This is a genomic window from Streptococcus sp. HMSC034E12 (genome assembly GCF_001835915.1).
In the GTDB taxonomy this organism is placed as follows: domain Bacteria; phylum Bacillota; class Bacilli; order Lactobacillales; family Streptococcaceae; genus Streptococcus; species Streptococcus vaginalis.
In genome coordinates, this window is sequence record NZ_KV826438.1 from 99,698 (window position 1) to 113,353 (window position 13,656).

At 39.4% G+C, this 13,656-nt stretch carries 12 protein-coding genes; 3 read left to right on the forward strand and 9 right to left on the reverse strand.

Annotated elements, in window-relative coordinates:
- Positions 1–140: 140 nt before the first annotated feature.
- Positions 141–1,382, forward strand: coding sequence for a D-alanyl-D-alanine carboxypeptidase PBP3 (gene pbp3 / locus HMPREF2574_RS04375; RefSeq protein ID WP_024052132.1), 1,242 nt, complete (start codon positions 141–143; stop codon positions 1,380–1,382).
- A 456-nt stretch (positions 1,383–1,838) separates the two neighbouring features.
- On the opposite strand, the gene sufU is transcribed toward pbp3, so the two are convergent.
- The 8 genes from sufU to HMPREF2574_RS04415 form a co-directional block, all read right to left on the reverse strand.
- Complete coding sequence (gene sufU, locus HMPREF2574_RS04380) at positions 1,839–2,294, reverse strand: Fe-S cluster assembly sulfur transfer protein SufU (RefSeq protein ID WP_024052133.1); 456 nt, start codon at positions 2,292–2,294, stop codon at positions 1,839–1,841.
- Positions 2,281–3,513 (reverse strand): cysteine desulfurase, encoded by a 1,233-nt coding sequence (locus HMPREF2574_RS04385; protein ID WP_024052134.1) that lies wholly within the window; start codon positions 3,511–3,513, stop codon positions 2,281–2,283. Before HMPREF2574_RS04385 ends, sufU begins: the two co-directional genes overlap by 14 nt.
- A 15-nt stretch (positions 3,514–3,528) precedes the next feature.
- The gene (sufD, locus tag HMPREF2574_RS04390) at positions 3,529–4,791 is read right to left on the reverse strand and encodes a Fe-S cluster assembly protein SufD (RefSeq protein WP_070812220.1); all 1,263 of its coding nucleotides are present in this window, start codon (positions 4,789–4,791) and stop codon (positions 3,529–3,531) included.
- A 39-nt stretch (positions 4,792–4,830) separates the two neighbouring features.
- Positions 4,831–5,601, reverse strand: a complete 771-nt coding sequence (sufC, locus tag HMPREF2574_RS04395; RefSeq protein ID WP_003025885.1) for a Fe-S cluster assembly ATPase SufC — start codon at positions 5,599–5,601, stop codon at positions 4,831–4,833.
- Positions 5,602–5,691: 90 nt separating this feature from the next.
- Positions 5,692–6,858: a glycosyltransferase family 4 protein gene (locus HMPREF2574_RS04400; RefSeq protein ID WP_070241544.1), complete on the reverse strand. Its 1,167-nt coding sequence runs from the start codon at positions 6,856–6,858 to the stop codon at positions 5,692–5,694.
- Positions 6,849–7,604: an adaptor protein MecA gene (mecA, locus tag HMPREF2574_RS04405; RefSeq protein ID WP_024052137.1), complete on the reverse strand. Its 756-nt coding sequence runs from the start codon at positions 7,602–7,604 to the stop codon at positions 6,849–6,851. Before mecA ends, HMPREF2574_RS04400 begins: the two co-directional genes overlap by 10 nt.
- Positions 7,605–7,727: 123 nt before the next feature.
- The gene (locus HMPREF2574_RS04410; protein ID WP_024052138.1) at positions 7,728–8,570 is read right to left on the reverse strand and encodes an undecaprenyl-diphosphate phosphatase; all 843 of its coding nucleotides are present in this window, start codon (positions 8,568–8,570) and stop codon (positions 7,728–7,730) included.
- Positions 8,571–8,636: 66 nt separating this feature from the next.
- A complete protein-coding gene (locus tag HMPREF2574_RS04415; protein ID WP_024052139.1) occupies positions 8,637–10,526 on the reverse strand; it encodes a DUF2207 domain-containing protein in 1,890 nt (629 codons plus the stop codon).
- Positions 10,527–10,651: 125 nt separating this feature from the next.
- On the opposite strand from HMPREF2574_RS04415, the gene HMPREF2574_RS04420 reads away from it, so the two are divergent.
- Together HMPREF2574_RS04420 and HMPREF2574_RS04425 are read left to right on the forward strand one after the other, a co-directional pair.
- Positions 10,652–12,217, forward strand: coding sequence for an ABC transporter substrate-binding protein/permease (locus tag HMPREF2574_RS04420; protein ID WP_024052140.1), 1,566 nt, complete (start codon positions 10,652–10,654; stop codon positions 12,215–12,217).
- Positions 12,214–12,954 (forward strand): amino acid ABC transporter ATP-binding protein, encoded by a 741-nt coding sequence (locus HMPREF2574_RS04425; RefSeq protein ID WP_024052141.1) that lies wholly within the window; start codon positions 12,214–12,216, stop codon positions 12,952–12,954. Before HMPREF2574_RS04420 ends, HMPREF2574_RS04425 begins: the two co-directional genes overlap by 4 nt.
- Positions 12,955–13,420: 466 nt before the next feature.
- On the opposite strand, the gene HMPREF2574_RS04430 is transcribed toward HMPREF2574_RS04425, so the two are convergent.
- Positions 13,421–13,636 (reverse strand): capsule biosynthesis transcriptional regulator, encoded by a 216-nt coding sequence (locus tag HMPREF2574_RS04430; protein ID WP_003025899.1) that lies wholly within the window; start codon positions 13,634–13,636, stop codon positions 13,421–13,423.
- Between the last annotated feature and the right edge of the window lie 20 nt (positions 13,637–13,656).

Genomic DNA, 13,656 nt, shown 5'->3' on the forward strand with positions numbered 1-13,656 from the left:
TCTTATCCTATCTATTATACCAGAACTTGCTTTAAAAATAAAAATGAATCATATTTTTCTCTTATTATTTCCTCCCTTTTCTATGAAGCTCTCTTTATTTTATGATACAATAATAATAAGTTTACAAAAAAGGGATGACCATGAAAAAATTTATTATTACTCTTGTAACGACTCTCTTGATCTTCCTAGCTCCTACAGTTTTAGCGGACAACTTTGAAGTAGGTGCTAAGCATGCTATTGCAGTTGATGCTGCAACTGGAAAAATCTTATATGAAAAAGATGCTAATCAGCCAGTTGAAATTGCTTCTATTACTAAACTACTAACAGCCTATTTAGTCTATGAAGCAATTCATCAAGGAAAATTCACTTTACAAACTTCCGTAGATATTTCTGACTACCCTTATCAACTAACCGTTAATCCGGACACCAGTAACGTTCCTTTGGAAGCTAGAAAATATACTGTCGAAGAATTGTTAGAAACTTCTTTAATAGTAAGTGCCAACAGCTCAGCAATTGCCTTGGCTGAAAAAGTCGCTGGCAGTGAGAAAAAATTTGTGGATTTGATGAAAGCTAAATTGCAACAATGGGGAATCAAAGATGCTACTATCGTCAATGCTTCTGGGCTGAATAATTCTGTTTTAGGAGAAGAACATATTTATCCTGGTTCGGAAAAAGAAGACGAAAATAAAATGAGTGCCCATGATGTTGCCATTATTGCTCGGCGTTTAATCCTTGATTACCCAGAAGTTCTAGAAATCACCCAAAAAGCTACGTCTAACTTTGCAGGCATGACGCTTACATCGTCCAACCACATGCTCGAAAACATGCCCACCTTTCGAGCCGGAGTAGATGGCCTCAAGACTGGAACTTCTGATAAAGGGGGCTCTTCCTTTGTCGGAACAATCCAGCAAAGAGGGATGCGTTTGATTACGGTTCTCCTCAATGTTGATCATGCAGATGAGGATGAGAATGCCCGCTTTACGGCTACCACTAGATTTATGACCTATATTTATCAACAATTCACAGTCCAAACTCTTGTGAAAAAAGGTGAAGCCTACAATAAAAGCTCTGCCCGCATCATTAACGGGCAAAAAGATGAAGTCACTGCTGTTGCTAGTGAAAAACTCACCATTGTGCGGAGATACAATCATAAAAAACCGACTGTTCATTTTACAACTGATAAAAACGGTTATCCCACTCCTTTAAAAAAGGGTGTCGTTGTTGGGAAATTGACCTATACTGATAATGATTTGATTGGAAAAGGCTATCTTGACAAGAAGCCACCAACTATTTCCATGCTTTCAGCGGAGAAAATTGGTCGTCCTTTCTTCCTCAAATCATGGTGGAATGAATTCGTACAATATGTCAATGAAAAATTATAAACGAGCGAAATAGAAATCAGTATTTCGTAGAAGCTTGATTTCATCGTTCATCTCCGCATAGCTCGAAAGACTTGAGGAACCTTTTGAGGTTGGAAATAAGCAAATGTAACTTGATGACAAATAGGCTGTAAAAGTTGATATAGAACATATTATAGCTCATTCAATAGTAATTGGGAATGTGACAAAACTCAAAATCAAAAATTTTTAGTTTGTAGTCTCATTCCCACAAGGTTGCTCAATAGCCTGAGAGACTGTTGAGGTGGCAGATAAAGAAAACAAAGTTTTCGTCAAAAGTACTCTTCCAAGCTTGAAAAGCAAATCGCCTTGAGACTTGCTTTTCAAGCTCTATCCGTAACCTCAACGCAGTGCTTTTAGCAATTAGCTACTGCGTCTGTAATGCTAACGATATAAACAAAGAAAGCTGAGCACTTTTGTCTCAGCTTATTTATTTTAGCTTCATTTACTCAACTTTTCAGAATTTCCAGCTTCCTCAATTGCCTTTTTAAGAGCATTCCAGCCTAAGGTTGAGCATTTAATACGCTGAGGAAATTTAGCAACACTAGCCAAAAAAGCTGCGTCTCCTAGTTCCTTTTGCTGCTCATCGTCCTTACCTTGCACCATTTGGGAGAAGATTTCTGCCAAAGCTAGCGCTTCTTCCTTTGTCTTCCCTAGGACTACATCCGTCATCATACTGGCTGAAGCTGTAGAAATACTGCAACCAGAATTCACAAACGCAATATCTTCAATCATGCCCTGCTCATCAAATTGAACCGACAGGCTGATGACATCACCGCACGTAGGATTGTTGAGATTCACTTGCTCCACTCCATCCAAACGACCTTGATGATGAGGGTGAGCTGAATGGTCCGTCACAACTGCTTTATAAAGACTATTTAATTTAGAAAGTGCCATCGAAAAACTCCTTTGTTTTCTGTAAAGCTTCAACGAGCTTATCGCAATCGGCTTTGGTATTATACAGATAAAAGCTAGCCCGAACAGTTGCTGCCACTCCTAGGTAACTCAACAAAGGTTGAGCACAGTGATGTCCAGCCCGTACAGCCACGCCTTCATAGTCCAGAGCTGTTGCTACATCATGAGGGTGAAGCCCAGCTAGATTAAAAGAAATAACACCCGACCGCTGAGTCAAGTCCTCCGAACCATAAATGGTAAGCCCCTCAACAGCCTGTAATTTTGGAAATACGTAAGCTATCAATTCCTGCTCATACTGATGAACTGTTTCCATTCCAATCTTGTCCAGATAGTCAATGGCGACAGCTAGACCTATAGCACCAGCTATATTGGGTGTGCCTGCTTCAAACTTCCAAGGTAGTTCTTTCCATGTCGCTTCTTGTTCATAGACAAAATCAATCATTTCCCCACCAAATTCGACAGGCGACATTTGCTCAAGTAGCTCTTCTTTGCCATAGAGAACACCGATACCAGTCGGACCTAGCATCTTATGACCTGAAAATGCAAAGAAATCAACGTCCAAGTCTTGTACATCAATCTTCATGTGAGGAACTGATTGAGCTCCGTCCACCACTAAAAGAGCATTTGCCTGGTGCACTAACTCTGCTATTTCTTTTATGGGATTCACCACACCTAGTACATTAGAAACATGCGCCAAAGCAACAAATCGCGTCTTTTCAGTCAATTTCGACCGAAAGTCAGCGAGATCTAACATACCGTCTTTCAGATAAGCATAAATCAATCTAGCACCTGTTTTCTTACAGGCTTCCTGCCAAGGAATGATATTGGAATGGTGCTCCATAACGGAAATCAGCACTTCGTCGCCTCGCTGCAAGACACTTTCGGCATAACGCGCCACCCAATTAAGCCCAGTCGTCGTTCCTCTCGTAAAGAGAACTTCTTTCGTTGAAGCGGCATGGATAAAGGAGCACACTCGTTCCCGCGCAGCTTCATAAGCTGCCGTTGCCCGTTCTGCTAGTGTGTGAACACCACGATGAACATTGGCATTGTCTTTCTCGTAATAAGCTGCAATCGCCTCTAATACCTGCGTAGGCTTTTGGGTTGTAGCCGCATTGTCCAAATAAACCAAGGGCTCATCATTGACGATTTGATCCAAAATTGGAAAATCCCTCTGAAGGATTTCTACATCAAGTTTAGACATTTCTTTTCCTATCTTTTATTTCTTAGCCAAAATTTCATCAATAGTTTCAATCATCTCAGCACGGACTTCTTTGACTGGAATTTCAACGATAACAGAACCTAAGAAACCACGCACGACTAACCGTTCTGCCGTTGCCTGATCTAGCCCTCGACTCATAAGATAGTACATATCTTCTGGATCTACCTGACCGATAGAAGCCGCATGCCCTGCTGTGACATCATTTTCATCAATCAAAAGAATAGGATTAGCATCTGAACGTGCTTTGTCAGACAACATGAGCACTCGACTTTCCTGTTGCGCATCTGCCCCCTTAGCTCCCTTGATAATGTGACCAATTCCGTTAAAAGTCAACATTCCCTTTTCCAAAATCACTCCATGTTGGAGGATATTGCCGATCGAATTGCAGCCGTAATTGGTGACGCGACTGTCAATCCCCTGAATCTGCTTACCACGAGAGAGAGCCACCACTTTCATATCTGCATGACTTCCGCGCCCAAATAAATCACTGTCAAAATCAGCAATCACATTGCCTTCATTCATGACTCCGATTGCCCAGTCAATCATTGAATCATCGTCCAACTTGCCCCGACGACTGATATAAGCTGTCACATTTTCCCCCAGACGGTCAATAGCTGAGAACTTAATCTGAGCACCAGCCTGTGCAATCACTTCCACCGTAATATTAGCAGTCACGGGAACAGTCCCAGAACCATAGGTCTCCAGGCGCTCTAAATAGGTAAACTTGGAGTGTTTCCCTGCAATAATTAGAATGTGCTTATTAAATGGTACATCACTTTCACTGTCTTGGTAAAAAATGCCTTCAATGGGCTGATTGATTTCAACATTATCTGGAATATAGAGCACCGCTCCACTATTGAAATAAGCTGTATGGTAGGCTGCCAGCTTATCTTCATCATATTTAACTGAAGACATAAAATACTTTTCCATGATTTCTGGAATTTCCTCAAGAGCAGTGTAAAAGTCTGTAAAGATAACTCCTTGCTCCGCTAGTTCAGTCGGCAATTGCTCTAAAACAGTCTGTGTTCCAACCTGAACCAATGTCAAATGGTCATTCAGCGCTGTGAAATCAGGTACATTTGTAAGAGTTTCACTTTCTGACAGCGTGCCGTCTCCCAAGTTCCAGCGGTGAAATTTCACCCGCTCAATAACTGGTAATTTCAACTCTTCTATTTTATCAAAGGCAGCTTGACGGAGATTTGCCAACCACTCAGGCTCCGCATGCATTTGTGAAAAATGTTTAATGGTTTCTTTTGTCATTTCATTCTCCTATCTTTTCTAAGTAAAAAGAAAGGTTGACTAGACTTCTTCTTGGTAATCAAAACCAAGTTCTTCAGCCAATTTGGCATAACCTTCCTGCTCCAAACGAACAGCTAATTCCGGACCACCAGAAGCAACTACACGCCCATCCATCATGATATGGACCACATCAGGCGTAATATAATTCAACAGACGTTGATAGTGCGTAATAATCATAGCACCAAAATGTTCACCACGCATAGCATTGACGCCCTTAGACACCACTTTCAGTGCATCAATATCTAGTCCAGAGTCAATTTCATCCAGTAGTGCAAAAGTCGGCTCTAGCATGAGCAACTGCAAGATTTCATTACGTTTCTTTTCACCGCCAGAAAAACCTTCGTTTAGATAACGTTCTGCCATTTCTTCTTTCATATTGAGTAGTTCCATTTTTTCGTCCAATTTCATGATGAAATCACGAACAGAAATTTTTTCGTCGTCTTCTTTACCTGCATTCATAGCTGCACGCAGAAATTCTGCATTGGTAATGCCTGGAATTTCACTTGGATACTGCATAGCCAGAAAAAGCCCCATGCGAGCTCGTTCGTCCACATCCAATTCTAAGATATTGACACCGTCAAAGAGAACTTCTCCCTCGGTTACCTCGTAATTTGGATTTCCCATAATCGCTGCTGATAAGGTGGATTTCCCCGTACCGTTTGGTCCCATAATGGCTGCAATTTCTCCTGTTTTAAGAGTCAGATTGACTCCTTTTAAGATTTTCTTTCCTTCAATTTCTACATGGAGGTCTTTGATTTCTAACACAGACATGGCAAACTTTCCTTTCTTCATATCCATAATCTACCTTACCAGTATAGCAAAAAAAAGCCAAAAAGGCTTTGATTTTGTTTAAGTGCGAGTCTACTTCTTTTTTCTATTTCTGAACTTTGTTTTGATTTCTACTCGATAAGCAGAATTTCCAATGAACCGAAGAACATTAAGGAGTGGTGTCCGATTTTGACCCAGAACACCAATTAGTTCTACCAAAAGTTCCACTCCAAAAAGTAGTCCAATAATTAACAGCGTCCCACCGATACGGCTCGAAACATTTAGCAAAAGAGAAATCATGGCAAAAATCATAGAAATGCCATAAATAACCAAGACTGTCCCACGATGTGTTAAGCCCAAGGATAACAGCCGATGATGAAGATGTCGCTTGTCTGGTGTGTAAAACTTTTGCCCAGATAAAGTTCGACGGACAATCGCTAAAAAGGTATCTGTAATCGGCACACCCAGAATAATCATCGGAGTAATCACAGCGACAGCTGTCGCATTCTTCAAACCTTGAAGTGATAAAACTGCAATCATAAAACCGATAAACAGCGCTCCTGTATCTCCTAGATAAATAATAGCTGGATGATAATTATAAGGGAAAAAGCCTGCAATAGACATGACCAAGACAAAAATAGTTAAGGTTAGAAAGACATTGTGATCTGGCAAGAAAAAGTAGGAAACAATCCCCATTGTCACCAGCGAAATAATGGATACACCACTCACTAATCCGTCCAACCCGTCAATCAAATTGACGGCATTAGTAATCGAAATAATCCAGATAACCGTCAAAATGAAAGATAGCCAAGGAGCAAAGTGTAGTAGCGGCCCGCCAAAAGGAATTTTAAAATGATTCAAACGGAAATCCGTCAATAGCCAAATCAAACTAGCAGCTAACACAATTCCTGACATCTTTGCTAAAGGCTTCAACTCTTTCACATCATCAATAAGCCCTGTTAAAGCAATGATGCCGCCTCCTAAGACAACCGGCCAAATATAATCAAAATACCCCTTTCCATGAAAGGTCGCTTGCACAATCATCGGCATAAAAACAAGTGTAGCAACCGAAAAAGCAATGACAATAGCTAAACCGCCGCTGCTTGGCATCGGCTTTTTGTTGATTCTTCGTGCATTTGGATAATCAACCGCACCTATCTTAAATGCCAATAGACGCACCAAAGGCGTGAGAATCACACCGATGAAAAAGGTTCCAAGCAACACCAAAATGAATTTTAAAGGGAAGGGAATCATAAGCATTTAACCTTTTGAAGACTGGCAACCGCCTCGTTGACAAGCAATAAGTAACCGTGTTCTTGCAAAACAGCTCTCGTCACATCTGTGTCTTCTGCATGTTCACGCATAGAGGCAAGGAGCCAAGCTGGATAACGCTTCGGGTGTCCCTCAATATCAACCAGAATTGTCAAATAATAGTGATCGTCCATTTTGTACAACTCCGAAGTATTGACAGCATAATCTACTGTCTTAGAAAAAACAATTGCTTCTTTCAGGCTGGAAAATTTCAAAATGTAATAGATATATTTTTGCGTAAGCTCATCACTATTTTCCTCTGACTCTTCCATATCAGAAGTGCTTGTGTTATCGTCTGCTTCCGCCGTTTCCAAAGAACGAACAGCCTCCATATCGTCTTTACTTTTCTCAAAAATATTTTTTTCTAATGTCTTTAAAAATTCATCTGGAGACATTTGAGACAGCTCTTCTACATCTGGTAAATCTGCCAAATCATCGAAGTTCAAATTCTTATCAATCTTAGACTTGGTGACAAAAACATCCAGTCGGTCTGGTTTAGGAGTTACACGAAAACTGAGCATACCGCTATCTAAAAAGCTCTCTGGCATTTCCAACTCATCTAAAATCGCATAGAAAAATTCCTCTGTTTTTTCTTGCGGAACGAGAAAATCTGCCATCTCCATTCCACGTTCTTCTAAATCTTCTAATTTTATTGTGATCTTAATCGTTGTATCACTAATTTGCTTCATTTCCATCGCATTACCTCATACTTCTAGTCTTTTCATTATACTAAAATTTCGGTTTTTTTACAAAAAATAGACAACCTCATTTTCTTTTACCAATAAAAAACTCAACAAAAACTGTTGAGTTTTGAATACTTAAAAAATAGCTTTAAAGATTCCGTACACGATAAGCAAAACACCGAGTCCGATACGATATTTCCCAAAGATCGTAAAGTCGTGCTTTTTCACATAGTCTGTCAAGAAGCGAATGACATAGAGACTAACCCCAAATGCAACACCCATTGCTACAAGCAGCAAGAAGAACTGCCCAAATCCAAGTGTGTTTCCTTTGATAATAAATTTCAAAATCTTCCAACCACTGGCACCAAACATGACAGGAATTCCCAAAAAGAAAGTGAACTCTGTCACCACAGAACGACTGGTCCCATTCAAAAGCCCACCTACAATGGTTGCTCCTGAACGACTTGTTCCTGGGAAAAGCGACAATACTTGAAATAACCCAATGTAGAGAGCAGTTTTATAAGGCAAGCGATCTAAGCTGGTAATTGTCGGTTCTACGTTGTTATTACGTTTTTCCAGTAAAATAAAAGCAACACCATAGATAATCAACATACAAGCAACAGAAATGAAGTTATAAAAATGAGCATCAAACCAACTATCTAAAGGCAAACCAATAATAGCAGCAGGTGCAGCCGCAACCACTACTTTTGCCCATAATTGCCATGTTTTCTGCACTTCATGCGCTGTCTTTCCCGGTTTAAACGGATTTAATTTATCAAAATAAATCACTACAACTGCTAAAATTGCTCCTAATTGGATAACGACATTGAACATTTCCATAAAGGCAGTATTCTGATTTTTATACTTGATAAACTCCTGTATCAAAATCAAGTGACCTGTGCTAGAAATAGGCAACCACTCTGTAATTCCTTCCACAATCCCAAAGATGATGGATTTTAAAATTTCAATGATAAACATGTTCTTCTCCTAAGGTTGATTTGTTTCATTATAGCATAATTTCAAGTGAGAGAATAGAGGCACTTTTTAAAAAGCACCGCCTCCACCTCCACCACCTCCACCAGTGAAGCCGCCTCCGCTGCTACCACCTGATGAAACAGTGAAGCTACTAGCTGAATTGGCTTCTGAGCCATAACTAACAAAAGCGTGGGAGCTAGTATGAAAGGTATACGACATATCCTGATAAACAAAAGCATTCATAGACGGATTGTCAATTGTGATTTTACGTAGCTTCATAGCCTTGGTCACCTTATCAGCACAATTAAACATAGTAGCATAAACCAATAATCGGTTCCATAAAATGACTCCGTCAACTTCTGTGTCCTTTAAATGAGCAATATCACGCAGCATATTGGCAAAACTCTTCCAATAATAATAGTTTTCAGCACCTTCTTCATTTAGGACTCCATCACGTTTCACCATTTTGCATTTTCTCAAAAGGTAATACAGCATTCTGCCAGAAATGAAGATGCTAACTACAAATTGATAAAATACGAGTCCATACTCCAAGAAAATCCAAGCCAAAACGCCAAGAGAAGCAACCATAATAAGTGCCATCAAGGAGATTGAAAGATATAAATACAAGATTTCCTTTTTAGCAACTGGGCGGTAATTATTTGGCAATTGCTCCCGCTCAATAATCTCATGCACATTTTCTGTAATATTCTTCAAATAACATTTTAAGAGATTTTTTACCCTGTTGCCCGCTTTACGGACAGCTTCCTCACCTCTGTTATACACTTTCTTATCAATTTTAAAGTCTGAAAATAGCTCTTTTACAAGAAGCTGCTGGTTGTTGCCCATAGCCATTTTTAAAAATTCTTTTTCAAAACCCGATAAACCTTTATCCGTCACTCTTTGCAGCCTTGGTTGCTTCGTATCGTCTGTAAAAACAAGATTGCCTCGATCAATCAAATCTAATAAAGTAGCTTGGACAAGATTTTCAAATTTCAGAGATGTAGCTTGTCGCTCAGTCGGATCCAATTCTGTCAAATCTACCGAATAAACATTGGAAGCAATGACCATTGGTGGCAAATCTTGCGGTATTTCATACAAACGAGCACGCTTAGGAAACGTTACACGGGATTTTGTTCTAAGATGAAAAATAATGTAAAAAACCAAACTAATTAGACCAACCAATACCAAAGCAAGTGGTAAGTCCCAGTCTACTAATCTCTGGTATTTTTTTGTACTGGTGGCAACTTCCTTTTCAACTTGACGAAACTCTTGCAACCGATTGCGTTTTGTAACAGCTAAACTATTTTCAGGAACAGTTACTAGCGATCGATCCCAATATGCATGAAATTCTAAATTTCTATTTTTAGCAATACTAGCGACACGGATCAGATAGCTATCTCCCTCTCGTGTCACTTGAGCTGGCTTCATAAAATAACCCGTGTGAGCATACAATTCGGTCTGTTGTGAAGTAGCTGGAGGAGTAATCCGAAATTCTACATTGTTTAACTTTTTATCCCAATCACTAATTGGAATCCAGTGCAATTCTACAATATCATTGTAGACAAACAACATATTCTTCAACTTCCAAGTAACCGTAATGGTTACACGGTCTCCTTTATTACCGGCATTATAAATTTTATATTTATAACCACCCGCAATGTATTCCTGAACAGCAGTAATATCCGTTTTTGGTTGTCCATTTCTTAAAGCTAGAATCGTCGGCTTTCCTTCCACGTCAAAGCCCAGAGGAACTTTACCAGACGTCCCCAAAGTAATGATTTGTCCTCTGTAGTCGCTTGAAAAATGGTAAGTGACTGTTTCAACAAATGTCGCTGTATTATCAGAATGAATCTGTAAATTGCCTTTATAGGATTCAATATCATAACTCACCGCCAAGACTCGTTGACTGAAGAACAAACATGAGAAAAAAATTATGATACTCCAAAAAAACTTTTTCATCTAGTAATCTCCTTATACTGATTGCCTTTATTATACCATTTTTTAAGCAAGGGTTTCCCCAATATTGAAAAGCATGTCATTTTTCGGTACAATAAAAAGAAGCTATTTTTAGATGAGGAGAAAATATGAAGAAATTATTCTTATCTCTATTTGCACTTCTGCTGCTTAGTTTCGGATTTGCAAATAGAGCTCAAGCCGATGAATACTTGCGAATCGGAATGGAAGCGGCTTATGCACCGTTCAACTGGACGCAAGATGACGATAAAAATGGTGCCGTCAAAATCGAAGGCACCAATCAATATGCTAACGGTTACGATGTCCAAATCGCCAAACAAGTCGCAAAAGCATTGGACAAAAAACCGTTAGTGGTCAAAACTTCTTGGAATGGATTGATTCCTGCATTGACATCAGGTAAATTAGATATGATTGTCGCTGGAATGAGTCCAACCGCTGAGCGGAAAAAGGAAATCGCATTTTCCAATAGTTATTATACCAGTGAGCCTGTGGTATTGGTCAACAAAGACGGAGCTTATGCTAATGCAAAAACGTTGAAGGACTTCAAAGGAGCAAAAATCACCTCTCAACAAGGTGTCTACCTCTACAATTTGATTTCCCAACTGACAGGTGCTAAGCAAGAAACTGCAATGGGCGACTTCGCTCAAATGCGCCAAGCACTTGAGTCAGGAGTGATAGACGGCTACATTTCTGAACGTCCCGAAGCCCTCACAGCAGAATCCGCTAATTCAAAATTTAAAATGATTCAGTTCAAAAAAGGTTTTGAAGTTAATGAAGAGGATGCTACGATTGCAATCGGAATGCGCAAAAACGACAATCGCCTAAAACAAGTCAATGCTGCTATCGCTAAAATCAGTGACAAAGACCAAGTCGCTTTAATGGACAAGATGATTCAAAACCAACCTGTTGAAACTGACACCAGCAAAGATAAAACTACTTTCTTTGGACAAGTGACAAAGATTCTGAAAGACAACTGGCCCCAATTTCTGCGCGGAGCTGGCTTAACCCTTCTCATTTCCATTACTGGTACAATTGCAGGGCTCATCATTGGTCTCTTAATCGGTGTTTACCGCACCGCTCCTACAGCCAAAAATAAAGCTCTCGCTCTTTTACAAACTTTATTCGGTTGGTTCCTGAATGTCTACATCGAAATTTTCCGTGGAACACCTATGATTGTTCAATCTATGGTTATTTACTACGGAACAGCACAGGCATTTGGAGTTTCCATTGATCGTACAATCGCAGCCATCTTTATCGTTTCCATTAACACGGGTGCTTATATGAGTGAAATTGTCCGCGGAGGAATCTTTGCTGTTGATAAGGGGCAATTTGAAGCCGCAACTGCTCTGGGAATGACACATAACCAAACCATGCGCAAAGTTGTCCTTCCTCAAGTCGTGCGCAATATTCTACCTGCTACAGGGAATGAATTTGTCATCAATATCAAAGATACTTCCGTACTGAATGTTATCTCCGTTGTTGAACTTTATTTCTCAGGAAATACGATTGCCACCCAAACTTACCAATATTTCCAAACCTTTACGATTATTGCCGTTATCTACTTTGTCCTAACATTTACGGTAACACGCATTCTCCGCTATGTAGAACGGCGTTTTGACACAGATGATTACACAACGGGCGCTAATCAAATGCAAACGAAAGGAGTAAAGGCATGAGTGATACCATTTTAGAAATCAAGCATCTTAAAAAATCCTACGGACAAAATGAAGTCTTAAAAGATATTTCCCTTACCGTCCACTCCGGAGAAGTCATCTCTATCATCGGAAGCTCTGGTAGTGGAAAATCTACTTTCTTACGCTCTATCAATCTCCTTGAAGAGCCAAGTGGCGGAGAAATCCTTTACCGTGGTGAAAATGTACTAGAAGAAAACTATAACCTCACTCATTACCGTGAAAAACTCGGTATGGTGTTCCAAAGCTTTAACCTTTTTGAAAACCTTAATGTTCTTGAAAATACCATTGTCGCACAAAAAACTGTTCTCAAGCGAGAACGAGCAGAGGCCGAAAAAATCGCCAAAGAAAATCTTGAAAAAGTTGGTATGGGGCAACCTTACTGGCAAGCCAAACCAAAACAACTCTCTGGCGGACAAAAGCAACGGGTTGCTATTGCACGCGCCTTATCCATGAACCCAGATGCTATTTTATTTGACGAGCCAACCTCAGCGCTTGACCCTGAAATGGTCGGTGAAGTACTTAAAATTATGAAAGGCCTTGCTCAAGAAGGCTTAACCATGATTGTTGTCACGCACGAAATGGAGTTTGCGCGTGATGTCTCCAATCGTGTCATTTTCATGGACCAAGGCATCATTGCTGAAGAAGGCAAACCTGAAGACATTTTCACTCACCCTAAGAAAGAACGCACAAAAGAATTTTTACAACGTTACTTACGATAATCCACAACCTTTACAGCCCCACACAGTTGAGTAGGGCTGTAAAGGTTGATTTATCAACCGCATAGAACCCACTCAACCACTGCGACTTGCAAGAAACTCATACAAATCTGACGAGGTTAAGGACTTTTGTCCCAGTCTCGTCTTTATTTTCTCTTCAAAATCTTTAAGAAGTCAATTGAAAAACTAATTTTTATTCAAACAAAACAGAATGTTTGAATACACATTCATTAGAACATTTTCTTGTTAAAAATAAAACTCTAATTTTTAAGAATATTTTTTAAAATAGATTGTATTGTAGAAAGCAGTTTATCATTTTTCTGTAAAAATATTCATTCTAAAGAATTAGATAGGAATCGAATAAATAAACTTTCTGCTTTATAATTATTTGTTATTTCCATATAAAATTATAATGTTTTACAATTGCAAACAAAAAAAGCAGGCTGATAGCCTGCTAAAAATACAACTATTAGTTTTCAAACTTTTCGTGGTTTTTATCGTAAAAATCAATCAATCCAAGAGCGGTTTCAAATGAAATATTTTTCACTTTAGCACGGCCTTGAGCAAGGGCAATGATAGACATTTCACGAGCGTTCGTTTCTTTACTGATACGATAACCCGTAATTTTTTTATCACGAACCCAGCTAACAACTGATTCTACTTTTTCAAAGTTAGATTTAGCCATTTCCTTCTCCTATTTTATTA